At 70.1% G+C, this 26,308-nt stretch carries 25 protein-coding genes; 12 read left to right on the plus strand and 13 right to left on the minus strand.

What is annotated here, in order from left to right; translation table 11 throughout:
- The first annotated feature begins 2 nt into the window (after positions 1-2).
- The 6 genes from ACGFJ2_RS04240 to ACGFJ2_RS04265 are packed head-to-tail and all read left to right on the plus strand — an operon-like array spanning position 3 to position 7,337.
- Positions 3-1,001: a LacI family DNA-binding transcriptional regulator gene (locus ACGFJ2_RS04240; RefSeq protein ID WP_393464472.1), complete on the plus strand. Its 999-nt coding sequence runs from the start codon at positions 3-5 to the stop codon at positions 999-1,001.
- Complete coding sequence (locus ACGFJ2_RS04245; protein WP_357951500.1) at positions 998-2,260, plus strand: sugar ABC transporter substrate-binding protein; 1,263 nt, start codon at positions 998-1,000, stop codon at positions 2,258-2,260. Before ACGFJ2_RS04240 ends, ACGFJ2_RS04245 begins: the two co-directional genes overlap by 4 nt.
- 2 nt (positions 2,261-2,262) lie before the next feature.
- On the plus strand, positions 2,263-3,141 hold the full coding sequence (locus ACGFJ2_RS04250; RefSeq protein WP_393464475.1) for a carbohydrate ABC transporter permease: 879 nt from the start codon (positions 2,263-2,265) through the stop codon (positions 3,139-3,141).
- On the plus strand, positions 3,138-3,959 hold the full coding sequence (locus ACGFJ2_RS04255) for a carbohydrate ABC transporter permease (RefSeq protein WP_357951504.1): 822 nt from the start codon (positions 3,138-3,140) through the stop codon (positions 3,957-3,959). The genes ACGFJ2_RS04250 and ACGFJ2_RS04255 overlap by 4 nt, the downstream gene beginning before the upstream one ends.
- A 21-nt stretch (positions 3,960-3,980) precedes the next feature.
- Positions 3,981-5,507 carry a glucoamylase family protein gene (locus tag ACGFJ2_RS04260; protein WP_393464479.1) on the plus strand — a complete coding sequence of 509 codons (1,527 nt, stop codon included), beginning with the start codon at positions 3,981-3,983 and terminating at the stop codon, positions 5,505-5,507.
- 27 nt (positions 5,508-5,534) lie between these two features.
- Entirely contained in the window at positions 5,535-7,337 is a 1,803-nt protein-coding gene (locus ACGFJ2_RS04265; RefSeq protein ID WP_393464482.1) for a hypothetical protein, read from the plus strand.
- A gap of 38 nt (positions 7,338-7,375) precedes the next feature.
- Here ACGFJ2_RS04265 and ACGFJ2_RS04270 read toward each other — a convergent pair whose 3' ends face one another.
- The 5 genes from ACGFJ2_RS04270 to ACGFJ2_RS04290 form a co-directional block, all read right to left on the minus strand.
- Entirely contained in the window at positions 7,376-7,831 is a 456-nt protein-coding gene (locus ACGFJ2_RS04270) for a hypothetical protein (protein WP_357951510.1), read from the minus strand.
- A 130-nt stretch (positions 7,832-7,961) separates the two neighbouring features.
- Positions 7,962-9,329 (minus strand): glycoside hydrolase family 5 protein, encoded by a 1,368-nt coding sequence (locus ACGFJ2_RS04275; protein ID WP_393464485.1) that lies wholly within the window; start codon positions 9,327-9,329, stop codon positions 7,962-7,964.
- 2 nt (positions 9,330-9,331) lie between these two features.
- Positions 9,332-10,150: a carbohydrate ABC transporter permease gene (locus tag ACGFJ2_RS04280; RefSeq protein WP_357951513.1), complete on the minus strand. Its 819-nt coding sequence runs from the start codon at positions 10,148-10,150 to the stop codon at positions 9,332-9,334.
- Entirely contained in the window at positions 10,147-11,109 is a 963-nt protein-coding gene (locus ACGFJ2_RS04285) for a sugar ABC transporter permease (RefSeq protein ID WP_357951514.1), read from the minus strand. Before ACGFJ2_RS04285 ends, ACGFJ2_RS04280 begins: the two co-directional genes overlap by 4 nt.
- On the minus strand, positions 11,106-12,386 hold the full coding sequence (locus ACGFJ2_RS04290; protein WP_393464489.1) for an extracellular solute-binding protein: 1,281 nt from the start codon (positions 12,384-12,386) through the stop codon (positions 11,106-11,108). Before ACGFJ2_RS04290 ends, ACGFJ2_RS04285 begins: the two co-directional genes overlap by 4 nt.
- Positions 12,387-12,534: 148 nt before the next feature.
- Here ACGFJ2_RS04290 and ACGFJ2_RS04295 point away from each other — a divergent pair, with 148 nt between their 5' ends.
- A complete protein-coding gene (locus ACGFJ2_RS04295) occupies positions 12,535-13,557 on the plus strand; it encodes a LacI family DNA-binding transcriptional regulator (RefSeq protein WP_358182746.1) in 1,023 nt (340 codons plus the stop codon).
- Between the two features lie 139 nt (positions 13,558-13,696).
- Here the strand turns inward: ACGFJ2_RS04295 and ACGFJ2_RS04300 are convergent, their stop codons facing one another.
- On the minus strand, positions 13,697-14,404 hold the full coding sequence (locus ACGFJ2_RS04300) for a sirohydrochlorin chelatase (RefSeq protein ID WP_393464492.1): 708 nt from the start codon (positions 14,402-14,404) through the stop codon (positions 13,697-13,699).
- A 256-nt stretch (positions 14,405-14,660) separates the two neighbouring features.
- Here ACGFJ2_RS04300 and ACGFJ2_RS04305 point away from each other — a divergent pair, with 256 nt between their 5' ends.
- A complete protein-coding gene (locus ACGFJ2_RS04305) occupies positions 14,661-15,962 on the plus strand; it encodes an MFS transporter (protein WP_393464495.1) in 1,302 nt (433 codons plus the stop codon).
- Here the strand turns inward: ACGFJ2_RS04305 and ACGFJ2_RS04310 are convergent.
- The 7 genes from ACGFJ2_RS04310 to ACGFJ2_RS04340 form a co-directional block, all read right to left on the minus strand.
- A complete protein-coding gene (locus ACGFJ2_RS04310) occupies positions 15,942-16,553 on the minus strand; it encodes a hypothetical protein (RefSeq protein ID WP_393464498.1) in 612 nt (203 codons plus the stop codon). The genes ACGFJ2_RS04305 and ACGFJ2_RS04310 overlap by 21 nt on opposite strands.
- A 104-nt stretch (positions 16,554-16,657) precedes the next feature.
- A complete protein-coding gene (locus ACGFJ2_RS04315; RefSeq protein WP_393464501.1) occupies positions 16,658-18,136 on the minus strand; it encodes a hypothetical protein in 1,479 nt (492 codons plus the stop codon).
- On the minus strand, positions 18,133-18,969 hold the full coding sequence (locus ACGFJ2_RS04320; RefSeq protein WP_393464504.1) for an ATP-binding cassette domain-containing protein: 837 nt from the start codon (positions 18,967-18,969) through the stop codon (positions 18,133-18,135). Before ACGFJ2_RS04320 ends, ACGFJ2_RS04315 begins: the two co-directional genes overlap by 4 nt.
- On the minus strand, positions 18,969-19,757 hold the full coding sequence (locus ACGFJ2_RS04325; RefSeq protein ID WP_393464507.1) for a zf-HC2 domain-containing protein: 789 nt from the start codon (positions 19,755-19,757) through the stop codon (positions 18,969-18,971). Before ACGFJ2_RS04325 ends, ACGFJ2_RS04320 begins: the two co-directional genes overlap by 1 nt.
- The gene (locus ACGFJ2_RS04330; RefSeq protein WP_393464510.1) at positions 19,754-20,380 is read right to left on the minus strand and encodes an RNA polymerase sigma factor; all 627 of its coding nucleotides are present in this window, start codon (positions 20,378-20,380) and stop codon (positions 19,754-19,756) included. The genes ACGFJ2_RS04325 and ACGFJ2_RS04330 overlap by 4 nt, the downstream gene beginning before the upstream one ends.
- Positions 20,381-20,505: 125 nt before the next feature.
- Positions 20,506-21,468, minus strand: a complete 963-nt coding sequence (locus ACGFJ2_RS04335) for an SPFH domain-containing protein (RefSeq protein WP_357951530.1) — start codon at positions 21,466-21,468, stop codon at positions 20,506-20,508.
- A gap of 185 nt (positions 21,469-21,653) precedes the next feature.
- Positions 21,654-22,976 carry an MFS transporter gene (locus tag ACGFJ2_RS04340; protein WP_393464514.1) on the minus strand — a complete coding sequence of 441 codons (1,323 nt, stop codon included), beginning with the start codon at positions 22,974-22,976 and terminating at the stop codon, positions 21,654-21,656.
- 85 nt (positions 22,977-23,061) lie between these two features.
- Between ACGFJ2_RS04340 and ACGFJ2_RS04345 the strand changes: the two genes are divergently transcribed.
- The 4 genes from ACGFJ2_RS04345 to ACGFJ2_RS04360 all read left to right on the plus strand — a co-directional run bounded on the left by ACGFJ2_RS04345 (position 23,062) and on the right by ACGFJ2_RS04360 (position 26,235).
- Complete coding sequence (locus tag ACGFJ2_RS04345; RefSeq protein WP_357951614.1) at positions 23,062-23,754, plus strand: GntR family transcriptional regulator; 693 nt, start codon at positions 23,062-23,064, stop codon at positions 23,752-23,754.
- A 41-nt stretch (positions 23,755-23,795) separates the two neighbouring features.
- Positions 23,796-24,158: a DUF2203 domain-containing protein gene (locus ACGFJ2_RS04350; RefSeq protein WP_358182729.1), complete on the plus strand. Its 363-nt coding sequence runs from the start codon at positions 23,796-23,798 to the stop codon at positions 24,156-24,158.
- 95 nt (positions 24,159-24,253) lie between these two features.
- On the plus strand, positions 24,254-25,255 hold the full coding sequence (locus tag ACGFJ2_RS04355) for a hypothetical protein (protein ID WP_393464517.1): 1,002 nt from the start codon (positions 24,254-24,256) through the stop codon (positions 25,253-25,255).
- A 5-nt stretch (positions 25,256-25,260) separates the two neighbouring features.
- Entirely contained in the window at positions 25,261-26,235 is a 975-nt protein-coding gene (locus tag ACGFJ2_RS04360) for a hypothetical protein (RefSeq protein WP_393464520.1), read from the plus strand.
- Positions 26,236-26,308: the final 73 nt, after the last annotated feature.

Consider the following 26,308-nt stretch of genomic DNA (forward strand, 5'->3'; position numbering starts at 1 on the left):
GGATGGACGTGACGATCTACGAGGTGGCGCGGCGCGCGGGCGTGTCGATCGCGACCGTGTCGCGCGCGCTGCGGGGCACGGGGCCGGTCGCGCCCAAGACGCGCGAGAAGGTGCTGAAGGCGGTCGAGGAGCTCCGCTTCACGCCCAGCCGCCTCGGTGTCAGCCTGGCCGAGGGCCGCCACGCCGCCAACGGCATCGTCTTCCCCAACCTCGCGGGCCCGTACTACACCGAGGTGCTGCTCGGCTACGAGGAGGTGGCCTCCGAGCTGGGCCGGTCGGTGGTGATCCTGTCCACCAAGGGCCGTAGCCGCGTGCACGACCTGGTCAAGGATCTCGCGGGACGGGTGGACGGGCTGATGGTGTTCGGCCACACGGTTCCGGACGACCTGGTCGCCGAGCTGGTACGGATGCGGATGCCGCTCGTCTTCGTCTCCCGCGAGCCGCTGGCCGGGGCCGACACGCTGCGCAGCGAGAACACCGCCTCGGCCCGCGCGCTGGCCGAGCACCTGCTGGGACACGGCTACCAGCGGTTCGCCTTCCTCGGCGCGCCGATCGCGACGGGTGACGACGTGGACGAACGCTGGCAGGGGGTCAGGTCCGTCCTCGGCACCGCGATCGAGGCGGTGCCGACGGAGCACTACACCGTCGAGTGCGGCTACCGGGCCGCCCTGACCCTGCTGCGCGCTCCGGCGCGGCCCGAGGCGATCGTCTGCTCCGACGACGAAGTGGCGCTGGGCGCCCTGCTCGCCGCCGAGGAGCTCGGGCTTGCCGTACCCGACGAGCTGGCCGTGACCGGGTGGGACGACATCATGGCCGCCCGCCACGCCCGCCCCGCGCTGACCACCATCCGCCAGCCGATGCGCGAGCTGGGCGCGCGCGCCGCGCGGGCGCTCGACGAGCTGATCACCGGCGCCCGCGACACCCCGAAACACCTCGTCCTGACCACCGAGCTGGTGCTGCGCGCCAGTTGCGGTCACCACCCCCAGGAGGAACCCAAGTGAACCCCTCGACCCGGCGCTCCGCCGCCGGTCTGCTCACTCTCGCGATACTGATCACCGGCTGCGGGCGCGGTGCCGACAAGGCGCCCGAGAAGGCGCAGGACGTCAAGACCGGCGCGGCCGCCGGCGAGATCACCGTCTGGGGGATCGGCGAGGAGGGCAAGGCGCTCGGCGCCTTCGCCAAGGACTTCGAGAGCGCCAACCCGGGCGTCAAGGTGAACGTGACGCCGATGGGCTGGGACGTCGCCCACGACAAGATCACCTCGGCCATCGCGGGCAGCGCCACCCCCGACATCAGCATGATCGGCTCCACCTGGGCGGGTGAGCTGTCCAAGACCGGCGTGCTGGACCCCACGCCCGGCAACCTCATCGACAAGGCCGCGTTCTTCCCCGGCGCCTGGCAGACCGTGGACGTGAACGGCACCGCGTACGGAGTTCCGTGGTACGTCGAGACCCGCGTCCTGTACTACCGCACGGACCAAGCCGAGAAGGCGGGCGTCAAGCCGCCGGCCACCTGGGCCGAGCTCAACACGTTCGCCAAGGCGCTGAAGGAGAAGGGCGGCGCCAAGAAGGGCTTCCAGCAGGGCTACACCGAGGGCTCCTGGCAGGAGCTGGTGCCGCTGATCTGGCAGGCCGGCGGCGAGATCGTCAAGGACGGCAAGTACACCTTCGACACCCCCGAGGCGGTGACCGCGCTCAAGCAGTACGCCTCGCTCTTCCAGGAGAAGCTGGCCCCGAACGACACCGCCAAGGGCGCCTTCCCGCAGAACTTCATCAAGGGCGAGGTCGGCGGCTTCTTCTCCGGCCCCTGGATGGTCGGCGTGCTGAACAACGACGGCGGCGCGGACTTCAAGGACAAGTTCGACGTCGCGCCCTATCCGAAGGGCCCGGTCTCGGCGACCAGCTTCGTCGGCGGCTCCGATCTGGTCGTCTTCAAGCAGGCCAAGAACCGCGACGCCTCCTGGAAGTTCATCCAGTGGCTCACCGACCCCAAGGTGCAGGCCAAGTGGTACACCACGGTGAAGGCGCTGCCCAGCGTCCAGTCGGCCTGGCAGGAGCCGGAGCTGGCCTCGGACAAGCAGCTCGCGGTCTTCGGCGAGCAGCTGAAGGACGCCAAGACGCCGCCGCCGTACCCGACCTGGGAGCAGGTGGCGAAGGTGTTCGAGACCGAGCTGGAGAAGCTGGCGCTCGGTAAGCAGACGCCGGAGCAGACGGCCAAGGCCATCCAGGCGCAGGCCGACACGATCGGCACCGGCCTGTAGTGATGACGCCGCTTCGCAGGGGCGGGCTCGGCTGGGTGTTCGTGCTGCCGTTCGTGCTCATGTTCGTGGTGTTCTACCTCGGGCCGCTGCTGGCCGGGCTGGGCATGAGCTTCACCGACATGCGCAGTACGGACGTCACCGACCCGCTGGCCGTCGACCCGGTCGGCGTCGAGAACTACATCAGGCTGGCCGGCGACGAGGCGATGCGCAAGGCGGCGCTGAACACCGCGATCTTCGTGGTCACCGGGCTGCCACTGACCATCGGGCTCGGCCTGGCCGCCGCCGTGGCGCTGAACTCCGGCATCGCCCGGCTGCCCGCCGCCTTCTTCCGGCTCGGCTACTACCTGCCGCACATCACCAGCATCATCGGCGTCGCGGTCGCGTGGAAGTTCCTGCTGGAGCCGGAGGCGGGACTGGTCAACCGGCTGCTGGGGCTGGTCGGCCTCCCGGGGGCCGCCTGGCTGCAGGATCAGGCCACCGCGCTGCCGTCGATCATCGTGATGACGGCCTGGCGGAGCTTCGGGTTCGACATGGTGGTCCTCCTCGCGGCGCTGCAGGGGATCCCCCGGGAGCTGTACGAGGCGGCGGAGGTGGACGGGGCCGGGCCGTGGAAGCGGTTCAGGTCGGTCACGCTGCCGCAGCTGCGGCCGGTGATCCTGTTCTGCACCGTCTACAGCTCGACCGGGTTCCTGCAGTTCCTGGAGGAACCGCTGATCATGACCGGCGGCGGGCCGCTGAACTCCACGCTGTCGGCCTCGCTGGCCATCTTCAAGCAGTTCGGCGTGGGCAACTACGGCTACGCGGGGGCCGCCGCGACCGTGCTGTTCACGGTGATCATCGCGCTGGCCGTACTTCAGCTCAGGATCGGGAGGGCGCGGTGAGGCGGACCCGCAGGCAGAACCTGATCACCTACCTCGGCCTGAGTGTCGGGCTGCTGCTGGTCGTCGGGCCGTTCTTGTGGGCGGGGCTCAGCTCGCTCAAGCCGGAGCCGGAGATCCGGCGCGACCCGCCGACGTTCTGGCCCGAGACGTTCACGCTGGACAACTACTCCGAACTACTGCAACGGGTGCACATCGGGCAGGCGTTCGCGAACAGCGTGTTCGTCGCGCTGGTCATCGTGGCCGGCAACCTGCTCTTCTCCTCGATGGTCGGCTACGGGTTCGCCAAGATGCGCTTCCGTGGCAGGGACGCCGTCTTCGGGCTGGTGCTGGTGCAGATGGCGGTGCCGGCGATCGTGCTGATGATCCCGCAGTTCGTGCTGATCGCGAGGCTCGGCATGGTCAACACCTTCCTCGGCATCATCCTGCCGGGGCTGATCACGCCGCTGGGTGTGTTCATGATGCGGCAGTTCATCGCGGAACTGCCCGACGAGCTCATCCACGCGGCGCGGGTGGACGGGGCGGGGGAGTTCCGGATCTTCTTCAGGATCGTGCTGCCGCTCTGCAAGCCCGCGATGGCCACGCTGGGCCTGATCACCTTTCTCGGATCATGGAACAACTTCCTCTGGCCAGCCGTGGTGGCGCAGTCGGAGGACGTCTACACGCTGCCCGTGGCCCTGAACATCCTCAACAGCCACGAAGGCAGTCACTACAACCTGCTCATCGCCGGGGCGATGATCGTGGTCGCGCCGATCCTCGTCCTGTTCGTCTTCCTGCAGCGCTTCTTCATCCAGGGCATCGCCACGTCCGGACTCAAGTAGCTCGAGTTGAGGAGCACCCCCATGCGCAAGACCGCCGTGATCGCCGGCCTGCTGGTGCTGGCCGCCGCCGCTGTGCCCAGCCCGGCCAGCGCTTCATCGGGAAATAGCACGTTATTTCAGTACGCAAAGGACACGTGGCGGTCGATGGCCGCCATGGTCGACCCCGCCACCGGCATCCCGTCCGACAAGGTCACCGGCGACCTGAAGACCAGGGCCAAGGTCACCTCGCCCACCAACATCGGCACCTATCTGTGGAGCACGCTCGTCGCCCGCGACCTGCGCGTCATCGCCTCCGGCGAGGCCACGGCCCGCGTCGGCAAGGTGCTCGACGCGCTGGAGCGGATGGACCGCGACACCCCGACCGGCCAGTACTACAACTGGTACGACCCGGCGACCCTCCAGCTCGTCCACACCTGGCCCGACAACGGCGACCCCGTGTCGCTGTTCGCCTCCAGCGTGGACAACGGCTGGCTGGCCACGGCCCTGATGATGGTCCGCAACGCCGTGCCCCGCTACTCCGCACGGGCCTCGAAGCTGGTCACGTCCATGAACTTCAGGTCGTACTACGACCCGGCCGCCCGCCCCGACGCGGGCACCGGGCTGCTGCGCGGCGGCTTCTGGCCGCAGAAGCCGGAGGGCTGCTCGGTCGAGAGCGACTACGCGGGCACCGGCACCAAGGTCTGGTCCACCTGCCACCACTATGGCGCGCCCGCCGAGACCCGCATCGGCCAGTACGTGGGCATCGCGCTCGGCCAGATCCCGCCCCAGAGCTACTTCGGCCCCTACCGGACCTTCCCCGACAACGGCTGCGACTTCGGCTGGCAGGACCAGAAGCCGGTCGGCGCGTGGAAGACGTACCTGGGCGTCAACGTCTGGGAGGGCACATACGGCTACCGCGGCATGAGGTTCGTCCCGAACTGGGGCGGTTCGATGTTCGAGGCGCTGATGCCGGACCTGGTCGTGCCCGAGGCGAAGTGGGCACCCCGGAGCTGGGGCCGCAACCACCCGGTGTTCGTCAAGGCGCAGATCGAGCACGGCCTGAACGAGGCGAAGTACGGCTACTGGGGCTTCTCGCCGTCCAACGACCCGCGCGGCGGCTACCGCGAGTACGGCGTGGACCCGCTCGGCATGGACACCCCCGGCTACACCTCCGACGAGGAGCGCACCAGCACCGATCCCGGGTACGAGGGCTGCCGCCCGGCCCAGCCGGAACCCACCGCCTACGGCGAGGGAGTCGTGACCCCGCACGCCAGTTTCCTGGCTCTGCCGTACGCACGGGCCCAGGCGATGGATAACCTGGCCAAGATCCGCAAGAACTTCGACGCCTACGGGCCCGGCGGTTTCTACGACTCCGTCGCGGTCCGCTCGGGCGCCGTGTCGAAGTGGTACCTCGCGCTCGACCAGGGCATGGTCATGGCCGCCCTGGGCAACGTGCTCACCGGCGGCGACCTGCACCGTTACTTCGGTGGCGCGGGCGTCGAGGCGAAACTCCGGCCGGTGATGGAAATCGAGGAGTGGGCCGTTCAGGGGGTCCCTCCCACCAACTGAACCCTCCAACAGATCGGGGAATCCCAGATGAGTACGGCTGATGCCGCGCACCGTGACTGGCGAGAACGCATCCACCAGGCGTCGGGGCAGGCGGTTCCGGCCGCCGAGCTGAGCCTTCCGGCGCCGGCCGGGCTGCGGGCCGTCCCCGGCGTGGGCCATGTGACGCTGACGTGGGAACCCGTGCCGGAGGCGATCGGCTACCTGGTGCACAGGGACGGCGTCGCGGTGTCGCAGCCCGACGTGGACGTGGCCGCCGTGCCCGCCTGCCGCTATGTCGACACGGGACACGGCGCGGCGTCGTACACGGTCTCGGCCGTCGCCTCCATGGAGACCGTCGGGCCCGTCTCGGCGGCGGTCCCGGCGGCTCCGCTGGCGGGCGGTCCGGCGGCGGTCAGCGTGCGGGTCGACGCCGCCGCCGTGGCCCGTGACCTGCCCCGGCCGTGGCGGTACATGATCGGCTCCGAGCACCTGTCGTACCTGCTGAGCAAGGACGAGACAGGCGGCCGGCCCATCGGCGCGGAGCTCACCGAGGCGCTGCGCGTCGTGCGCGAGGAGTTCGGGGTCGAGACGGTCCGCGCCCACGCCATCTTCGGCGACGACCTCGGGGTCTACAAGGAGGTCGACGGCCAGGCGGTCTACGACTTCGGCAAGGTCGACGAGGTCTACGACACGATCATGGCGCTCGGCCTGCGGCCGATCGTCGAGCTTGGCTACATGCCGCGCGACCTGGCCGCCGACCCGTCCAAGACGGTGTTCGGCTACGAGGCGATCGTCTCCCCGCCCAAGGACTTCGAGGCGTGGAGCGACCTGGTCAGAGCATTAGTCGAGCACCTGGTCGACAGGTACGGGATCCAGGAGCTCATCGAGAACTGGGCCTTCGAGGTGTGGAACGAGGCCAACCTCGCCGTCTTCTGGACGGGCACGCCCGAGGAGTACTTCCTGCTCTACGACGTCAGCGCCGCCGCTGTGAAGAACGTGCACCCGTCGCTGCGGGTCGGCGGGCCCGCCTCGGCGGCCAACGGCTGGGTGGAGGAGCTGCTCGCGCACGTCGCCGAATCGGGCGCGGAGCTCGACTTCATCTCCACCCACACCTACGGCAACGCCCCGCTCGACTGGCGCCCCACCCTGGCCAGGTACGGCATGCCGGACACCCCCGTCTGGTGGACCGAGTGGGGCCCCACCCCGACCCACTTCCACGGCATCGGGGACGGGCCGTTCGGGGCCACGTTCCTGCTGCACGGCATGAAGTCGGCGGCCGGCCGGCTGGCCGCCGTGTCGCACTGGGTTGCCTCGGACCACTTCGAGGAGCTGGGGCGGCCGCCACGGCTCTTCCACGGCGGTTTCGGCCTGCTGACGGTCGGCAACCTGCGCAAACCCCGCTTCCACGCGCTCACGCTGGCCACCCGCCTGGGCGACGCCGAGCTGGCGACCGTGGTCGAAGGTGACGCCGGTGGGGTCGAGGTCTGGGCGGCGCGGCACGCGGACGGGCGCGTCGGGGTGCTGGCCTGGAACGGCACGCTCAACCAGGCGCAGGCCGACGGGGCTCCGGAGCTGTCGCGCGCGGTCTCCTTGACGGTCGCGGGTCTCGACGGGGACTACACGCTCACCCACCACCGCATCGACGAGTGGCACTCCAACATCGGGGCGGTCTGGCGGGCGATGGGCGATGGCGACTGGCCCCAAGAGCACCAGTGGGACAAGTTGCGCTCGGACAACACCCTGGACGAGCTGACCCCGGCGGCCGTGGTCACGGCGGAGGGCGGTGCGGTGACGGTGGACTTCAACCTGCCGATGCCGGGCGTGTCGTTCGTCGAACTGACCCCGCGCTGACGCTCCAGAGCCCCTACCTCTGATGCCGTCGGAGGGGGTCAGAGGTAGGGGCGGGTGACCGTGACCAGGTCGGCGGCGGCGTCGCGGGTGCCGACGTAGACGGCCGTCTCGGGGGTGCGCTCCCGCACGTCGCGGTCGCGGATCGCGAACACGGCGGGCGCCGCCCCCACGTCGCCGTAGCGGGAGGTGACGGCGGCGTCGATCGCCCGGCGCGCGTCGGCCACCACGTCACGCGAGGTGTGCCCGGTGCCGGAGACGGCCAGGTAGCCGAGCAGCGCCGCGAACCTGGGCTCGCCCTCGGCCGCGGGCCGCTGCCGGGGCAGCACCGGGCGGTCGAGCCAGAACACCTTGCCCGCCAGGAACGCGGCGTAGCTCACGTCGTCATGGTCCAGCGTCCGTGCCGTCTCTGCCAGCAGCTCCCCGAACTCGGCCAGGTCCGCCTGCGGCGGCAGGTCCGTGGTGACGAACAGGGGCACGATCAGCGAGTCCAGCATGTGGGTATCCCTCCGTGAGGAGCCTCATCGTAGGGTGCGCCACCGACAATCCCGCGTGACGCCACAGCCGTGTCGCCAGAAGAAGACAGCAGCGGCGCCGGAGCATCGCGCCCGAAGACCGCCCCGGCAGTTACTTGCCCAGGTTCGCGGCCAGCAGGTCGAGCAGCGGCTGCCGTCGTACGCACCGCTCCAGCGCGAAGGAGTCGGCCAGCTCCACCACCTCGTCGTCGGACAACCCCCTGAACAGCTCGGCGTACTCGGGCAGCATCGCCTGCGCGATGAGGATGTGCCGGATCAGGTCGTCGGCCTGGTAACGCGCCCCCCACGGATAGGGAGCCCAGCCGGGCGTTTCGGCGTCGAGCAGCGTGTGCAGCGGCGCCAGGACGTCGGCCGACTCCTCCATGGTGGAGCCCCACCGGTCCGCGCCGAGCCGCCGCTTCTTGCCGATGAACGCCCCGAACCTGTCGAGGTACGGCCCCGCCGCGTGGACCAGCCCCTGCAGCCCGACATCCTTGTACGTCCACAGCGACCAGCCGGCCCCGTGCTCGTCGTAGATGTCGAGCTGGTCGCGCAGGATCTGGTAGCGCTGCTCGTCGATCTCGGGTTGGCCGGTGTAGACGGGCCCGAACTCACCCACCCACAGCGGCGTCCCCGTCGCGCGCTGGAACCGGGACCGCTTCTGGAAGGTCCGCTCCAGCTCGCGCCGGTCGCACCATTCGCCGCGGGTGTAGCCGGGGTACGGCCCGCCGTGCGCGAACCCGGCCAGGGCGTAGTCGTGGCAGACGAAGACCGTGTTCCCGTACACCTCGCGGAAGATCGAGAAGTCCGTGGCGTAGGTGTTGCCGTCAAGGAACAGCACGTGCCGCGGATCGGCGGCGCGCAGCGCCTTGACCAGCCGGTCGTAGAACGGCCCGATCACCTTGCCGCTCGGGTCGCCGGGCTCGTTGACCGGGTTGTACCCGGCCACCCACGGATGCTCGCGGTAGCGGTCGGCGATGGCCTCCCACAGGTGGATGGCCCGGTCCTGGAAGTGGCGATGGTTCCAGAACGCGGCGACATGGGTGGGATTGTCGGAGTGCCAGTGCTGGTTCTGCGCGCCGGGCAGGGCGTGCAGGCCGATGACGCTGTACACGCCGTACGAGCCGAGCAGGTCAACCACCCGGTCGAGGTGGCGGAAGCCGCGCTCGATGACCTCGAAGGGCCGCTGGTCGGACTCGAGATGGCGGTAGTTGACCGGGATGCGCACGCAGTTCACCCCCAGCCCGGCCAGCAGCGCCGCGTCCTGTTCGGTGAAGAACGAGGTCAGCAGCCGCTCGAAGAACAGCTCCGCCCGATCCTCGCCCAGCACCGCCTGTACGGCCTCGCGCATCGCCGTCTCGTTGGCGGGGTAGCCGGTGATGAAGTTCTCCATGTTCAGCCAGCCCCCGAGTCCCACCCCGCGTAGCCGTACCGGAGTGGAATCGGCGGTGACGAGCCGGCTTCCGGACACCTGCAGCATGTTCACCCTTTCGTGGCACCAGCGGTAAGACCACCGATCAGGTGGCGTTCGGCGATGGCGTAGAACCCGAGCGCGGGCACCATGGCCAGGACGAGGTAGGCGAGGATCCGGGCGGTGTCGGTGCTGTACTGGCCCTGGAACTGCTGGATGCCCAGCGGCAGCGTCCATCCGGACTCGTCGCTGAAGACGACCAGCGGCAGCATGAAGTTGTTCCAGCTCCCGACGATCGCCAGGACGGAGACGGTGGCCAGCGCGGGCCGGGCCATCGGCAGCAGGATGCGCCAGAAGAAGCCGAAGGCCGAGCAGCCGTCGATGGTGGCCGCCTCCTCGATCTCGCCGGGGATGCTCCTGAAGAAGCCGCGCAGGATGAGGATCGTCAGCGGCAGCCCGAAGGCGGCCTGCGTCAGGATCACGCCGAGCGGGCTGTCGAGCAGGCCGAACGTACGCAGCAGCACGAAGATCGGCAGGATGGCCACCGCGAACGGGAACATCAGCCCCATCGTGAACAGCGTGAACAGCACCTCCCTGCCGCGGAAGGCGAACCTGGCGAAGACGAAGGCGGCCAGCGCCGACAGCGCGACGACGAGCACAGTCGAGGCCAGCGCGATGAACGTGCTGTTCCACAGCTGCCGCCAGAACGAGCCCTGGGTGAGCACGTCGGTGTAGTTCGCCGGGACCCACGGGTCGGGCAGGCCGAACGGGTTGACCGACAGCTGGGCGGTGCTCTTGAAGCCGCCGAGCAGCGCGTAGATCACCGGGATGAGGATGAACGCGCCGACGATCCACGCGATCACGTGCAGGGGCAGCGTCTGCCGTCTCATCGGCGGTCTCCCATCCTGGTGGTCGCGCCCTCGAGATCGCGGCGCATCACGAAGCGCTGGTAGGCGAGGGCGAAGACGAGGCTGAGGGCGAACATCACCACGCTGATCGCGCTGGCGTAGCCGACCTGGGACCGCTTGAAGCCGAACTCCAGCATCGTGACGGCCATCGTCTCCGAGGAGTGCGAGGGCCCGCCCTGGGTGAGGATCCAGACCAGGTCGAACAGCTGGATCGTGTAGATGACCGACAGGAACACGCTGATCCTGATCGTCGGCCCCAGCAACGGCAGCGTGACGTGCCAGAACACCCGCCACGGCGTGCCGCCGTCGATCTGGGCGGCCTCGATCAGCTCGTCGGGGATGTTCTGCCGCCCGGCCAGGTAGATCATCATGTGGAAGCCGAAGTACTTCCACGTCATGACCAGGAAGAGCGACAGCATCACCGTGTCAGGGTCGGCGAGCCAGTCGGAGTTCAGCCCGACCAGGCCCAGGATCCGGTTGGCCACTCCCGCGTCCGGCGACAGGATCAGTGAGAACAGCACGCCGGTGATCACTTCGGAGAGCACGTACGGCGCGAAGAACACCAGCCTGTACAGCGTCCGCCCGCGGATGCGCTGGTTGAGCAGCATGGCGATGCCGAGCGCGATGGGCAGCTGCACCACGACGGTCAGGACGACGAGGACCACCAGGTGCCAGACGTCGTCCCGGAAGACGTCCGTGCCGAACAGCCGGGTGAAGTTGTCCAGCCCGATGAAGTTCGTCGGCAGCCCGCCGAAGCCGTTCCACTTGAAGGCGCTGGCGTAGAAGGCGATGAGGATCGGCGCCACGACGAGCAGCAGGAACAGCACCAGCGCGGGCAGCACGAACAGCGCGATCGTCACCCAGCCGCGCTGCCGCCCCCGGGAGGGGGAGGCAGGGGCCGGGAGGGCGGGCGCCTCCGGTCCCCGGGTCAGCGTCGTCATTCGCTCTTGGCCACTTCCGTGATGGCCTCGACGACCTGCTGGGGTGTCTTGGTGCCGGCGATGAGCTGCGCCACGCTGTCGTTGACCTCCTGACCGACCGCGGGCGGGTACGCCTGGTCGAGGAAGAGCTGGAAGCCGGTGGCGGAGGCCAGCGACTGGGCCACCACCTTCAGGTTGGCGTCCTTGACCGCGCTCTCCTCGCCCTTCAGCACGGGAAGCACCCCGCCGGATTCGACGGCCTTGGTGTGATTGCCCTTCTCGGTCATGAACTTCACGAACTCCACCGCCTCCGCGGGCGCGTCGGCGCCCACCGCGATGCCACCGCCGCCGCCGAACGCCTCGGTGATCGCGCCCTTGCCGCCGTCGACCGTGGGGAAGGGGAAGAAGCCCAGGTTGTCGCCGAGTCCCTTGCCCGATGAAGCCTGCACGCTCGGCGCCCACTGGCCCATCAGCTCCATCGCGGCCTTGCCGTTGGACATGGTCGCGGCCTGGCCGTCAGGAGTGCCGTAGCCGGCCCCGAGGAAGCCCTTCTGGAACGGCTGCAGGTCGACCAGCGCCTTGAGCTGCTGGCCGGCGGCGACGAAGTCGGGCTTGGTGAAGTCGTGGTCCACTCCGGCCTGCTGCAGGGCGGGCAGCCCACCGATGCGCATGGCCAGGTAGGCCCAGTAGTAGTGGCCGGGCCACTTCTCCTTGCCGGCCAGCGCGATCGGGGTGGTCCCCGCCGCCTTCAGCTTCTTGACGGCTTCCAGGAGCTGCGCCCACATGGCGGGCGGCGCGGTGATGCCCGCCTTGGCGAAGAGCTGCTTGTTGTACCAGAAGCCGACCATCCCGATGTCGGTCGGCAGCGCGTACGTCTTGCCGTCGAACTGGTAGGCCGCCAGCGACGCCTTGGTGAAGCCGTCCACGACGGGAGCGACGTCGGTGGTGATGTCCTTGACCAGGCCCGCGTCGATCTGCTGCTTCAGGACGCCGCCGCCCCACGTGGCGAACAGGTCGGGCGCCTTGCCCGACTGCGTGAGCGTGGTGATCTTGGCCTTGTAGGCGTCGTTCTCCAGGACGGTGAGCTTCATGGTGACGTTGGGATGCGCGGCCTGGAACTCCTTGGCCCTGGTCGCCCAGATCGTCTTCATCGGCTCGGAGGTCGACAAGTGCCACCACTCGAGCGTCACCTTCGCGGCCGAGGCCGGCTTGCCGCTCCGCGCGGGCTCCGGGGTCCCGCCACCGCCGCAGCCGGCGAGGAGTAAGGCCGTGGCGACCAGTACGAGACTGCGCCTCATAGGGGTTCCCTTCTCCGCTGCTGAAAGTTTCGTTAAACCCCCGATAATTTCATTGCCCGGAGCATAAGTAACCTGTCTGTAATGCGTCAATAGCCATCGTGGAGGCGATCCCGACTCTGGGCCGAAAGTTTCGGTTAGACTCCGGCTCATGCCAGCGAAGAGGCGGGTGACGATCGCCCTGATAGCCGAGGAGGCCGGGGTCTCGATCCCCACGGTGTCCAAGGTCATCAACGGCCGCCCCGAAGTGGCCCCGGAGACTCGCCACCGCGTCGAACGGCTGCTGCACGAGCACGGCTACCAGCGGCGCACCAGCCAGGACGACACGCCCTCGGGGCTGGTGGACCTGGTGTTCGCCGAGATCGAGTCGCCGTGGGCGATGGAGATCGTCCGCGGCGCCGAGTCCGCGGCCCGCGACGCGGGGGCGAGCGTCGTCATGTCGGTCCTGCACACCCACGCGGGTCCCGGCAGAGACTGGCTGGACCGGCTGGCCTCGCGGCGGACGGACGGCGTGGTCGTCGTGGCCTCGAAACTCTCGACCGGGGTCCAGGCGCAGCTGAGCGCCCGTTCACTGCCGTTCGTGGTGGTCGATCCGGAGGGCGAGCCGGCGCCGGGCGTGGTCTCGGTGGGCGCCACCAACTGGCACGGCGGCCTGGCGGCCACCCGTCATCTCCTGGAGCTGGGGCACCGCAGGGTCGCCATGATCAGCGGGCCGGGCGACATGCTCTGCAGCCAGGCGCGCATCGACGGCTACCGGGCGGCGCTGGAGACCGCGGGCGTCGAGGTGGACCCCACGCTGATCCGCCGAGGGACTTTCTTGGTCGACTCCGGCCACGACCAGGGCCATGCCCTGCTCTCCCTGCCCGACCCGCCGACGGCGATCTTCGCGGGCAGCGACCTCATGGCCTTCGGCGTCTTCGAGGCGGCCCGCCAGCGCGGCCTGCGCGTACCCGAAGACCTGAGCGTCGTCGGCTTCGACGATCTGCCCCTGTCGAAGTCGGCCTGGCCCCCGCTCACCACGGTCCGCCAGCCGCTGCAGGAGATGGCCGCCCTGGCGACGCGCACGGTCCTGGCGATGAAGCGCGGGGAGGCCCCGGAGAGCCGGCGGGTGGAACTGGCCACGGACCTCATCGTCCGCGAGAGCACGGCGGCACTGGTCAAGCCCGAGGCTTGAGGGGCGACCGCACCGGGCGGCTCAGGTCGCGCGGCCCCAGCACGTGTCGGCAGCGGACCGCGCTGCCGCTGTACGTCCAGGCCGCCGCGGTTCGTTCGTCCGTGGCGGCCTGGACAGCGTTGTCAGGTCGACAGCGTTGTCAGGTCGCGAGCTGGCTTCCGTAAGCCCGCGCGACGAGCTCGGCCACCGCGCTGTGCGCGCCGAGCGGCTCGGAGTGACCCGCGCGGACCGCCGTGGCGGCCTGCTCGACCACCTCCGCCGACGCCTCGTGGCCGATCAGGCAGGGAGCGATGGCCAGGCGCGTGGCGCCGGCGGCCCGCAGCCGTTCGGCCGCCACCGGCACCCCCGGATCGCTGTCGAGAGAGGCGGCGACCACGGGGAGCGTGAGCCGCGAGGCGAGCAGCACCGCGGTCGCCTGGACGGCGTGCACGGCCCGCTCGCCGCCGACCGTGCCGAGGATGATGGCGTCGACGGGGCTGGAGACGTTCAGCAGCCGGACCCGGTCGGCCCTGGCCAGGCCGCGCTCGGCCAGCCTGATGTGCAGCGCCTCGGCCAGCAGCGGGTGCGGGCCGAGGGCCTCCGTCACGACCGCGTTCGACCCGGACGCCGCGACGGCCTTGCCGATCTCGGCCAGGACGATCGGATCGTCCCAGGTCAGCAGCGGCACCACGATCGACTCGCGCCCCGAGGGGAGCGAATCGGCGAGATCGGTAACGCTGGTGAGGCGCACCTCGATCTGAGGGTTGTCGACGCGTACCACGGCCGCGATCTCCTCTGCCACGCCCGAGGTGCTGCCCGGCACCGCGAGGACGAGGACAGGGGCGTCCGGCGGCAGGGACGTGGGCACGGGACGGCGGTGTCGACCGCCGCCCGGCCGGGGGGAACGTTCACGTACAGGCAGGCTCACAGGCGCGCAGTTTATGCCTATAAAGGGACCTGTGTTCTGCGAAATGGCCGCGATTCAATCACAACGCTGGCCGTGTGACCGAGATCACATCGTGATAGCCGCAAATCTTGACTTATCTGGATAAAGCGGCAAACTCAACAGCAACTAGAAACGCGTTCTAGAGCGACAGTCACGCACCGTCCCCCTAAGGACTGGTATGAAGCCGTTCTATGTCCGCGAGTTGAGCGTTTACCCCGTCGGTCGCCGACGGGTCTGGCTCCTGGCGATAGCCGTGCTGGCGAGTCTGGTGGCCAATTTCGAGACGACGATCGCCACCATCCTGCCGTTGCTGCTGGACGATCTGAAGATGTCCCTGACGGTCTACGGGCAGATCGCCGCCGTCTCGGTGCTGGTGGGCGGGCTGTCGGCCGGGTTCGGTGGCATCCTGTCCGACCGGTGGGGCCGGGTCACGATCCTGGTGCCCACGCTGACCGTCACCGCGGCCTGCAACTTCCTCCTGGCCACCGTGGACTCGGTCGGCGAGCTGTTCGCGGTGCGCTGCCTGATGCTGTTCATCGAGGGCGCGGGCATCACGATCACCGCCTCGCTCGTCCGCGACTTCTCGCCGCGCCTGGGCCGTGCGCAGGCGTTCGCGTTCTGGACCTGGGGCCCGGTCGGCGCCTCCTTCCTCGCCTCGTTCATCGCCGGCTTCACGCTGCCGATGTTCGGCAACGCCTGGCAGTCGCAGGCGGTCATCATGGGCGGCGTCTCGCTGATCCTGTGCGGGGTCATCATCTGGCAGATCGCCGAGCCGTCGGCGGCCCTGCGGGCGCAGATCATGCGGCAGGAAGAGGCGGTGGTCTCCGAGGAGAAGATCGATCCGGGCAAGGTGAAGGAGTTGTTCCGGCATCCGCACCTCTGGGCCCACGTGCTCGGCAACACCGGCTGGCAGGTGCTCTACTGGACCTTCGCGATCTTCGGTCAGACGATCCTCGCCGACTCGTTCCGGATGGAGACCGCTGAGGCCAACCGCGTCGTCGCCTTGGGCATCCTGCTCAACGCGCTGGCCGTCATCGTGGTCGGCCGGATCTCCGACCGGTTGGAGCTGCGCAAGCCGTTCACGGCCGTGGGCATCGTGCTGACGGTCGCGACGCTCGCCTACTTCATCAGCCTCATCGGCACGGGCGCCACGGTCGGCACGGTCACTCTGGTCTACGCGATCCTGTTCCTGGTCCTGGGCGTCGCCTATGTCCCCTGGATGGCGAACTTCTCCGAGGACGCCGAAGACGTCGACTCCCGGCTCCAGGGCGCGGCACTGGGTCTGTGGGGCATGGTGGTCCGGGTCATGATCGTGGCCCTGCTGGTGATCTCGCCGACGGTGGTGAAGGCCGGCGGCGGGTGGGGAACCTGGCTGTGGGTGGCGCTGGCCGGCCAGGTGGTCTTCCTGCTCTCGATCGCCGCCTTCAAGGGCTCATGGCGCCGCCCCCGCGCCGACGAGTCACCGAAGGTCACGGCCTGACACCACCAGCCACAGGTACGGTACCGGCAACGCGAACAGCCAGAACCGGTGCGCCTCGTCCCAATGCCCGAACCCGCACGTCGGCGGCCACAGCCTGACCTCCGGCGGCAGCAGGATCGTGCCCAGCACCAGAACGAGCTGCACGACCACGGCGGCCATGGCGGCCTGCCGTCCGGCGGCGTACCGGACGGCGGTCGCCGCGGCCGCCAGCCCGATGCCCAGGCAGACACCCACCTCGATCAGCATGTCCCCGACGGGGAACAGGGTCTCCTCGGGCAGCCTCGACAGTACGTAGGCGAAGGCGCCCAGCCAGACGGCGACCGCGAGGCCGCCGGCGAGCAGGCACCGCTGAGCTTGCCGCAGCCGGTGCCGCACCGGCTCCGGGCCGCCGGACATGGCGTCGACCAGCGCGAAGGCGGCGGCGGAGCCCAGGAGCGTACCGGCGATCCGCAGCAGGATGAGCCCCATGGCGCTGGTGAGCGGCTGCCCGAAGTCCGCGAGCGTGACCAGCGCCGCGGTGAAGAGCGTGACCACCGCCAGCGGGGCCCAGTCGATGGCCCGGACGAGCGGCCGCAGGAGCAGGAGCGGCACAACGAGCCGCGCCGTCTTCGGGACGGTTGCCGGCGAGGTCGTCGGCGGGCTTGTCGGCGCGGCCCCAAGCGCGGGTGGAGGAGCGGGCGCGGTTCTTTGCGCGATCATCGACATGGGGTCCCTTTCGGCTTGCTGATCGGGTAGCGCTGGGGGAGTCCGAGCAGCGGAAGCGCCTGCTCGACGGTGGTGGCGGGGCGCATGAGCGTGTCCCAGTTGGTCCAGACGCGTTCCCGGGCGCCGGAGGACTGGAGCAGGAGCTTGGCGTATCCGATCTCGCTGTCCCCGTAGTCGATGAGGGAGCGTAGGGCTGTGCGCCCGTCCATGTTCAGGGTTTCCTGAGGGAGAGCGATCGCCGAGGCTTGCCCCATCAGCCAGAGGGCGACGACCATGCGGGCCTGTCCACGCGCGTCGCACGCGTTGTCGAAGTCGTCGATGATGTCGAGCGCGACGCTCTGCGCCAGCAGCTTGCGCTGGTCAGACGCGCCCCACGCCATGGGCGCGATGGCGACCCGATCTTCATTCGTGTACCACCAGTTCGAGGTGTACTGCTTCACCAAGGGAACACGAACGCGCGCGTCCGGTGGCACGGCGCGGACGATGGGCGCGACCACTCCGGCCCACAGCGGGATCCACGACGCGTAGTCCGACAAGGCGCAGTAGCGGACTCCCTCACGCCGCTCGCACCGGTAGGCGTCCCGGCCGAAGTACTTCTCCCGCACGCGCGTGTCGACGTCGTCAATGTTCAGCGTTCTTTCGGTCGGGAAAAGGGCCACGGGCCGTACCGCCGCCGCGCTGGCCCCCGCGGGCACCGCGACGGCCAGCGCGACCACGGCCGCGACGAGCGTTACCGGCCGGCGCCCGTGCCGCAGCAGCGCGGCCAGGCCCGCCAGCACGGCCAGGGCCAGGACGTAGACCAGGTGGGGGCCGGTCGGCCGGTCGGGCCAGTCCATCCAGTGCGTCTGCATCACCGGCAGCCACCAGGTGCCGGGGTTGGTGTTGAAGAAGATGAGCAACCCCAGCCCGGCCACGACCACCGGCCCCGCGATCAGCCAGCTGACCCATCGGCCCACGGCCACGCCGAGGGTGGCGGCCAGCGCGCCGACGCCGAGCGCGGTCAGCGGCTCGAACACGTCCAGCCGCCCGCCGGCGGGCCCGCTCAGCGCCCGTACCAGCAGATAGCCGCCGACGACCAGCGCCTGTCCCACCACGGCGACCACGACGGCTGCGAACAGCACCGCCCTGGTACGCACCTCGGCCCGCCCCGGCAGACCCGCGAGAAGCTCCGGCATCCGGTGCCGCCCGTCGCGGGACACGGCCAGGCTCGCCACCACGAGCAGCGCCCCGGCCAGGCAGGCGGCGATCCCGGTGGCGTGGACCGGATCGACGGTGAGGTCCGGCTGCTGGTCCCGGCTCAGGTGCAGCTGTACGGCCAGGACCAGCGCGGCCATGCCCCACACCAGTGGATGCCTGGCCATCCGGCGCAGCTCGACCCGGAACAGCTGACCGGTCATACTGCCGCTCCCCTCGGCGGACAGTCGCTCGGTCATGGCGAGGCTGTCGTCGGTGGACGACCGGCCGGTCACGCGGCCTCCCCGATCAGCAGCAGATAGCCGTCCTCCACACCTGGATCGGTGGGTTCGGCCCCGGGCGGGCGGTCGCCGAGGGTGCGGTAGCGGCCGTCGGCGGTGCGCCAGAACAGCCGCGACTCCGTCGGCGGCCGGTCCGACAACCACACCTGCCCGGCCGCGGTGGCGGCCAGCCCGCCCGGGGTTCCGTCGAAGACGACGCGGCCGCGGGCCATGGTGACCACGCGTTCGCAGAGCGCCGCGACGTCCTCCGTCTGGTGGGTGGAAAGGAGCACCGTACGGCTCTCGCCGAGCTGGGAGACGAGCGCCCTGAACAGCATCCGCTGCTCCGGGTCCAGGCCCACGGTCGGCTCGTCCAGGATCAGCAGCTCCGGCTCGCCCAGCAAAGCCTGGGCCAGGGCCAGCCGCTGGCGCATGCCGCCGGACAGTTTGCGGACCTTCGTCCTGGCCTGGTCGATGAGGTCCACCTCGGCCAGCACCCGCCGCACCTCGCTGTGGCGGTGCCGCCTGTCGGTCAGCTCCTTGAGTATCGCCACGTAGTCGACCAGGTCGAACGCGGTGAAGTGCGGGTAGTGGCCCGGGTCCTGCGGCAGGTAGCCGAGCCTGCGCCGCAGCGCGGTGCGCTGGGTCGCCTGCGCCGGGTCCAGGCCGAACGCGTCGACGTGGCCGCCGTCGTACGAGAGCGTGGTGGCCAGGCAGCGCAGCAGCGTGGTCTTGCCCGCGCCGTTCGGGCCGAGCAGCCCGGTCACGCCGGGCCCGACGGACAGGGTCAGCCCGTCGAGCACCTGCTTGTGGCCGTACTTCTTGGTCAGGTCACGGATGTGGAGCATCAGGCGGTCACCTTGGAGTAGAGGCGTAGGGACATCAGCAGGGCCGCGCAGCCGTACCCGATCTGCGCGGCGAGCCCGAAGGCGGCGAGCAGGTCACCGGTGGCGCCGCCGACGGCGGCCACCCCCAGGAGCCAGAGGCCGCCCGTCGTGAGCGCGGACAGCGGCACCGGCAGCCGCGACGACAGCAGGAGGCAGCAGGACGTCATAGCGAGCGACGGCAGCAGCCACGCGGCGCTCAGCCACGCGGGGGCGGGCAGCAGCGGCGACGCCGCCGCGGCCAGCACCACGGCCATGGCCAGCGTGCCGGTGGCCCTGATCAGCAGCAGGCGCGCTCCCGACAGCGGGGTCGCGGCCAGCGACTCGTGCACCGGATCCACCCGCGGCCCGTAGGCGAGGGCGATCCCGGCCAGCGGCAGTATCGGCGCGACGGCCAGGAACAGCGGCAGGAACGTGGCCGACTCTCTGGCCGCGAGCACCGCGAGCGTCAGCGCCGCGACCACCGCGGCGACCCACGCCCCGTTCATCGTCGGCGTGGCGGTCAGCAGCCTGGCCACGTGCTGGGGCACGCCGCACAACCCCAGCAGCCGCTCCATCGGCGACGGGCGCGGGCTGAGCACCTCGGCCTCCAGCCGCTGCCAGGAGTCCCGCAGCCAGTCTTCTTCGTACGGCACCGCCGCCCGGCAGTCCGGGCAGCCGCCGAGGTGCGCGTCCACGGACATCGCCCGGGCGGGATCGAGCCCGCCTGACAGGTAGGCGTCCATGAGATCGTCGCTGATGTGCCAGCTCATGCGAGTTCCTCCCTGAGCCGAGCCCGAGCTCGCATCGCCCGGGTCTTGATGGTTCCTTCCGGGACGCCGAGCAGCCGGGACGCCTCCTTGACGGTCAGCCCGTCGAGCACGGTCGCCTGGATGACCGCGCGCAGCTCCGGCGAGAGGCGGTTGAGGGCGGCGCCGAGGTCCCCGTGCTCGACGCCGAGGAGCGCGACGTCCTCGGCCGACGCGATGGCGTGCTCTTCGACGGCCCGTTCGGTGAGGGCTCGCTCATCGAGGGCCCGCCCTTCGACCGGCCCGCTGCCGAACCGGTGCGGGCCGAACCGGTGGGAGCCGCGGCCGCGCAGGGCCGAGACGAGGCGGCGCACCGCGATCGTCCACAGCCAGCCCGCCGTGTTGCCCCCGTCGAAGCGGGCCGCCGACTTCCACACCGCGAGGAAGGTGTCCTGCAGGGCGTCGTCCACCGCGTCGGGGTCGGCGCAGCGCCGGGCCAGCCGGGTTCTGAGCCAGGGGGCGTGCCGGCGGTGGAGCAGGCGCAGCGCCGTGACGCTCTCCGCGGCGATAGCGGCGATCAACTCGGCGTCCGTGCTGTCGGAGCCGACGTCCGGGGGCTCGCGCCTGCTGAGGTGGAACCGTTTCACACCTCAGCTATCGCACATGAGTGCCTGAACGGTTCCCAACCGGCCGAGAACACTCAACCGGCCGAGAACACTCAGCGGGTCGGGGTCACTCAGTGGGCCGGAGTCACTCAGCAGGCCGGAGTCACTCAGCGGGCCGGGACCACGATGGACTGCGGGTTCCCCGGGGCGTAGACGGTGATGCCCTGGGGGAGCGACTTGAGCTTGTCGATCTCGGCGCAGGCCGGGCATTTGTCGTAGCCCTCCTGCCGGGCCTGGTTCGCGGCCGACTCGGCCTTGGCCTGGGCCACCCGGGCCTGGGCCTCGGAGACGGCGGCGTTGGCGGCCAGCGATCTGTCCACGGCCTGCTGCACCTCGGCCGGCAGCGTCACCTTGGCCAGGGTGAACCGCAGGCCGGTGAAGAACTCGCCGCCCAGCGCCTCGGGCAGATCCCGGGCCAGGGTGGCGTTGACGGCGTTCTGGACCCTGGTGATGTTCGTGTTGCTGCCCTGGGTCTTGGTGTCGCCGCCCTGGTCCTTGAGCGCGGTGTTCGCCAGCAGGGAGCACGAGGGGACGAGTTCGGCGCAGCGCATGTTGCCCAGTTGCCCGCGCAGCGCATTGTCCACCACAGGGCGGACGGCCTGGCCGAAGAACGCCGACCAGCCGTCGTCGCCGTCCCACGCGGCCAGCGACTCGTCGTTCTGGGCGCGGTACGTGCGCGTGCCGTACTTGTCGTCGAATCTCTTCAGCGTGTCGTGGTCGAGGTTGAGCGTGAAGTACAGGGTGCCCTCGATGCCCAGGTTCACGCCGTCGCTGCTCGGCACCGTCACCACGTCCACGCCGAGCGTGGTGGCGCGCTTGGCGTCGGCGGTGATCGTGTAGAAGCGCTGCTGCGCGGGATAGGGGTGGACGGAGGACCACATGCCCGTCCAGGTCAGGCCGGAGCCCGGGTCGATGACCTGGCGTACCTGGTTGTCGTCGAACCAGCCGCCGTCGCGGACGACGGCGATCTCCCCGCCTTCGGTGCTCTCCAGACCGCCGATCGCCCCGATGACGGTGGGGATGGCGAGCAGCGCGGCGAGGACCAGGATGACCGACAGGGTGATGCGCACAGAGACCTCCCGCGCGGGCGGCGGTGGCAGCCACCGCCCGCGCATTTTCGCGGCAGACTTGCGGAGGTACGGCCGATCACGTGGACGGTGTCCGGCCGAGGGCGGGACGCTCGGGCCCCGTCGTGGGACGGCGCTGGAATCGGCGCGCTCAGGCTCGTTGCGCTACGTCGCCGGAGGCGGTGGGCTCAGGCTCGTTGCGGGATGTCGCCGGGGTCGGCGGCGGGGTCGGCGGTGATGTCCAGGTCGCGGGTCTCCGGCGCGATGGCCAGGCCGACGGCCGTGACGGCCAGCGCGGCCACCACGTAGAGGGAGACCGCCGTCGTGGTTCCGTACGCGGCGAACAGCTTCAGCGCGATGATCGGCGCCAGCGCGCCCCCGACGATCCCGGCGACCTGGTACCCCATGGACGCGCCGCTGTAACGGAGCCTGGTGCTGAACAGCTCGGCGATGAAGGCGGCCTGCGGGCCGTACATCGCCGCGTGGGTGATGAGCGCGACGATCGCGGCCAGGGCGATCAGCGGGAACGACTTGGTGTCGAGCAGCGGGAAGAAGACGAACACCCAGACCGCGGCGCCGATGACGCCCGCGAAGTAGACGGGCCGCCTGCCGACCCGGTCCGATAGCGCGCCGAACAGCGGGATCAGCGCCAGTTGCAGCGCCGACCCGATCAGCACCGCGTTCAGCCCCACCGAGCGCTCCAGCTTCAGCGGGCCGGTGATGTAGACCAGGATGTAGGCGGTGAAGGTGTAGAAGGCCACGTCCACGCCGATGCGCGCGGTGAACGCCGACAGCAGCGCGCGCGGGTGCGTACGCAGGACCTCCAGCAGCGGCATCTTCGCCTTGGCGCCCTGCCGGGCCAGTTCCGTGAACAGCGGCGACTCCGTGACCTTCAGCCGGACCCAGAGCCCGACGAGCACCAGCACGCCCGACAGCAGGAACGGCACTCGCCAGCCCCATGACAGGAACGCCGCGTCCGAGAGCGTGAACGACAGGATCGCCAGCGTCCCGGTGGCCAGCACGTATCCGGCGGGCACGCCCACCTGCGGCCAGCTGGCGTTGAAGCCGCGACGGCGGTCGTCGCCGTGCTCCAGCGACATGATGACCGCACCGCCCCACTCGCCGCCCAGGCCCAGCCCCTGTACGAACCTGAGTGTGGCCAGCAGGACCGGCGCGAGCGCGCCGACGCTGTCGTAGCCGGGCAGCACGCCGATGAGGAACGTCGAGACGCCCATCACCAGCAGCGTCACGACCAGCACGGTCTTGCGGCCCGCGCGGTCGCCGAAGTGGCCGAACACGATCCCGCCGAGCGGCCTGGCCACGAACGCGACGGCGTTGGTCGTCAGGGCCAGCAGGGTCGCGTTGAGCGGGTCGAAGGTGGGAAAGAACAGCTTGCCGAAGACCAGCGTCGCCGCGGTCGTGTAGAGGAAGAAGTCGTACCACTCCAAAGAGGTGCCGATCAGGCTGGCGAGGATCACCCGCCGGGTCTGCCGCGTGGAGCCTGTCATCATCGCTCCTTCGATCAGGGGGTTCTTATCAACATAAGGATCGTTGAACAATTCGACAAGAGGTTTGTTGGATGATTCCCTGTTGACTGTGGATGACGCGGTGGACAGCCCCCTTTCGGATCTCGAACATGACCGGTCCAGGCTGGGCCGCAGCAGCACGGCCGAGCGGGTGGCCGACATCCTGCGCGACCGTGTCACCGAGGGCTTCTTCGAGCCAGGTCAGCGCCTGTCCGAGGAGGCCATCGCGGACGCGCTGGGCGTGTCGCGCAACACGCTGCGCGAGGCGTTCCGGCTGCTCGGCCACGAAGGGCTGCTGGACCACCGGCTCAACAGGGGCGTGTTCGTCCGGATCCTGTCGGCCGAGGACGTCGCGGACCTCTACCGCGTACGCCGGGTGATCGAGGGCGCGGCCGTCCGGCGCCGCCCGAGCGGCCAGGAGCTGGCCGTGATCAGGGAGGCCGTGGCCGACGCCGAGCGGGCCGCCGCCGACGACGACTGGCGCGGCGTGGGCACCGCCAACATCCGCTTCCACCAGGCGCTGGTGACGCTCAACCAGAGCCCCCGGCTCGACGAGGCCATGCGCCAGCTCCTGGCCGAGCTGCGGCTCGTCTTCCACGTCATGAAGAACCCGCGCGCCTTCCACGAGCCGTTCGTCACCCGCAACCGCAAGCTCCTCGAGCTCCTCGAAGCCGACCGGCCGGACGAGGCCGCCGCCTTCCTCGACGCCTACCTCGACGACGCCGAGCAACTGCTCGTGCGCGCCTACGAGCCGAACCGGTGACGATGATGCGCGCCTACGAGCCCACCCGATAGCGTTCGCACATGGCCAGGACGTTCACCCTCGACGAGGCGCGCTCGCTCATGCCGTCGATCATCGACGACGCCGGCGTGCTGATCGCCGCCCGCGCCGACCTGGCCGAGATCGCCTTCGACCGCGAGAGCGCCGGCGGGTCCGCGCTGGGCGGCATCCCCGAGATGAAGGCGATCGAGGCGCGCATCGAGGAGATCCTCAGCACCTGGACCGGACAGGGCATCGAGGTGAAGGGGATCGCGCCGGTCCTCATCGACTTTCCCGCCGTGCTCGACGGGGTGTCCGTACGCCTGTGCTGGATCGAGGGCGAGACCGAGCTGACCTGGTATCACCGCACGGAACTGGGCTTCGCGGGCCGCCGCCCGCTGCGCTGACCACCTGTCCGGGCGGGCACATGAATGTGTCTCACCTGTGATCAACCCGTTTCACTCCGCCGGTATCTAACCGGACGAGTGAAGGGAACACCACCATGAGGCACACCTCAGCGGCCGCCGCGCTCCTCGCGTCGGCGGTCATCGGCGGGCTGGGGATCACTCCCCCCGCCGCGTACGCCCAAGCAGGCCCTTCCCAGGTCCGGGCGGCCTGGATCAAGACCTGCACCGACAAGAAGAACGAGACCACCTACCCCTGCGGCCACTGGCGGCTGATCACGCGTGACGGCGGGAAGCTCACCGTCAAGGACGCCGCCGCCACCGAGATCGACGGCAAGGGCAGGAAGCTCGACGACGCCGGCCTGTTCGCCATCAGCGGCGACGGCCGCGTGATCGCCTACGAGCGGGCCGGCGACCACCGCATCGTCGTACGGCAGGCGGCGGGCGGACCGGTCAAGGTGCTGGCCGCGTCCCTGGTGCCCAAGCGGTATGGGACGAGCCCGCTCAGCCTGTACCTGTCGCCCCAGGGGGACAAGCTGCTGGTCGACTCCACCGATGAGAAGGAGCGCGCCCCGTCCAGGGTGGTCACGATCGCCACCGGCAAGATCGTCGAGCTGCCCGCCAAGGACTCGATGAACGGCTTCAGCGCTGACGGGGGCGAGGTGCTGGCCCAGCGCTTCAATCGCGACAACACCCTCACGCTGATCGCGTACCGGGCCGACGGCACCTCCGTCAAGCGCACGCCGTCGCAGGTCGTGGCGAACTCCGCCATGACCGCGCTGGCCGCGGACGGCAAGACCGTCGCGGTGATCATCTCCGGGGACGAGGAAGCCAAGAAGGCCCCTCGGCTGCGGATCTACGACCTGGAGACCGGGGACCTCTCCGCGGGCGTGGATCTGGCGCTGAAGCCGGCGCAGACGCCGTACCTCGCCCAGTGGAGCGCGGACGGGCGGCTCACGGTGCTCGTGCAGACAGGTGACGAAGGCTCGACGGCGGTGGTACGGGAGTTCACCGTCGACACGGAGACCGGCGCCGCCACGCAGACGGACAAGTACTCGATCAGCAAGACCAGGTACGCCTTCAGAGTGGCGGGGGAGTGACGACCATGAAGATCAGGATCGCCGTGGCGATCGCGGCAGGGCTGGCCGCCCTGGTGACCGCGCCTCAGGCTGCCCAGGCCACGCCACATGACCACCACGACGGCATCCGCTACGCCTCGGTCAAGGGCTGCACGGTCAAGGGCGAGCAGCGGCCGTGCGGCGAGTGGCGGCTGGTGATGCACAGTGGGGAGAAGGGCTCTCTGCCCGACGCCGAGACCATCGCCCGCGAGGCGAACGGCAAGTCGTCGCACACCCAGGTCGCGCCCATCGCCGTCAGCGGTAACGGCCGGCGGGTCGCGTACTTCACCAAGTCCGGGCGGCTGGCCGTACGGACCATGGGGGCCGGGGTGAAGGTCTTCGCCAAGGACGCGCTGCCGCGCGTGGCCCAGTACGACGTGACGTTCCAGCTCTCCGACGACGGCGGCCGGCTCGCGGCCGTCTTCGCCACCGACAAGGCGGTGAAGACGCGGATCTTCGACACGGCCACCGGCACCCTGCTCGGCTCGACGCCCGGCCGGCAGACGCTGCTCGGCTTCAGCGCCGACGGCGGCGAACTGCTGACCGAGGTCTCCGCCGACGAGTCCGTCACGGACCTGATCGCCTACAGCGAGTCCGGCGAACAGCTCTACCGGGCCACGCCGCCGCAGATCGTCGCCTCGAACTCCCCGTCGGCCCTCGCGGCCGACGGCCGGACCACCGCCAACGTCGTCATGGGCGGCGCCAAGTCCCAGCTCGTCCTGTACGACATGCAGAGCGACCAGGTCATCGCCAAGCGGAAGGTCAAGCTGCCGGCCGGCGACCTCCACATGATCGACTGGACCGGCGAGCGGCAGGTGACGCTGCACCTCGTGCGGTACCCCGACGGCAAGGCGAACAAGATGACGATCGTCCAGATCGACACCGAAACCGGGGCCGTCAAGGTCCGGGACCACTACTCGCTCCTGAAGGACAGCTACGTCTTCGCGGCCTGCGGCGGCTGAGCTCTCGTCAGGTTCGACGCGGCGCGGCGGGGCTGGGGGAGCCCCGCCGTTTCCGTGTCCGCGGGCATACGCT

Origin of the sequence: Nonomuraea sp. NPDC049028, assembly GCF_043197735.1 — a bacterium.
Taxonomy (GTDB): Bacteria; Actinomycetota; Actinomycetes; order Streptosporangiales; family Streptosporangiaceae; genus Nonomuraea.

Excerpts from the sequence above, each read along its gene's own strand:
- ACGFJ2_RS04265 (WP_393464482.1), top strand. The coding sequence starts at position 5,535 with ATGAGTACGGCTGATGCCGCGCACCGTGACTGGCGAGAACGCATCCAC.
- ACGFJ2_RS04325 (WP_393464507.1), bottom strand. The coding sequence starts at position 19,757 with ATGAGCTGGCACATCAGCGACGATCTCATGGACGCCTACCTGTCAGGC.
- ACGFJ2_RS04320 (WP_393464504.1), bottom strand. The coding sequence starts at position 18,969 with ATGCTCCACATCCGTGACCTGACCAAGAAGTACGGCCACAAGCAGGTG.
- ACGFJ2_RS04350 (WP_358182729.1), top strand. The coding sequence starts at position 23,796 with ATGGCCAGGACGTTCACCCTCGACGAGGCGCGCTCGCTCATGCCGTCG.
- ACGFJ2_RS04360 (WP_393464520.1), top strand. The coding sequence starts at position 25,261 with ATGAAGATCAGGATCGCCGTGGCGATCGCGGCAGGGCTGGCCGCCCTG.
- ACGFJ2_RS04295 (WP_358182746.1), top strand. The coding sequence starts at position 12,535 with ATGCCAGCGAAGAGGCGGGTGACGATCGCCCTGATAGCCGAGGAGGCC.
- ACGFJ2_RS04305 (WP_393464495.1), top strand. The coding sequence starts at position 14,661 with ATGAAGCCGTTCTATGTCCGCGAGTTGAGCGTTTACCCCGTCGGTCGC.
- ACGFJ2_RS04275 (WP_393464485.1), bottom strand. The coding sequence starts at position 9,329 with ATGCTGCAGGTGTCCGGAAGCCGGCTCGTCACCGCCGATTCCACTCCG.
- ACGFJ2_RS04280 (WP_357951513.1), bottom strand. The coding sequence starts at position 10,150 with ATGAGACGGCAGACGCTGCCCCTGCACGTGATCGCGTGGATCGTCGGC.
- ACGFJ2_RS04290 (WP_393464489.1), bottom strand. The coding sequence starts at position 12,386 with ATGAGGCGCAGTCTCGTACTGGTCGCCACGGCCTTACTCCTCGCCGGC.
- ACGFJ2_RS04270 (WP_357951510.1), bottom strand. The coding sequence starts at position 7,831 with ATGCTGGACTCGCTGATCGTGCCCCTGTTCGTCACCACGGACCTGCCG.
- ACGFJ2_RS04285 (WP_357951514.1), bottom strand. The coding sequence starts at position 11,109 with ATGACGACGCTGACCCGGGGACCGGAGGCGCCCGCCCTCCCGGCCCCT.
- ACGFJ2_RS04355 (WP_393464517.1), top strand. The coding sequence starts at position 24,254 with ATGAGGCACACCTCAGCGGCCGCCGCGCTCCTCGCGTCGGCGGTCATC.
- ACGFJ2_RS04260 (WP_393464479.1), top strand. The coding sequence starts at position 3,981 with ATGCGCAAGACCGCCGTGATCGCCGGCCTGCTGGTGCTGGCCGCCGCC.
- ACGFJ2_RS04240 (WP_393464472.1), top strand. The coding sequence starts at position 3 with ATGGACGTGACGATCTACGAGGTGGCGCGGCGCGCGGGCGTGTCGATC.
- ACGFJ2_RS04250 (WP_393464475.1), top strand. The coding sequence starts at position 2,263 with ATGACGCCGCTTCGCAGGGGCGGGCTCGGCTGGGTGTTCGTGCTGCCG.
- ACGFJ2_RS04340 (WP_393464514.1), bottom strand. The coding sequence starts at position 22,976 with ATGATGACAGGCTCCACGCGGCAGACCCGGCGGGTGATCCTCGCCAGC.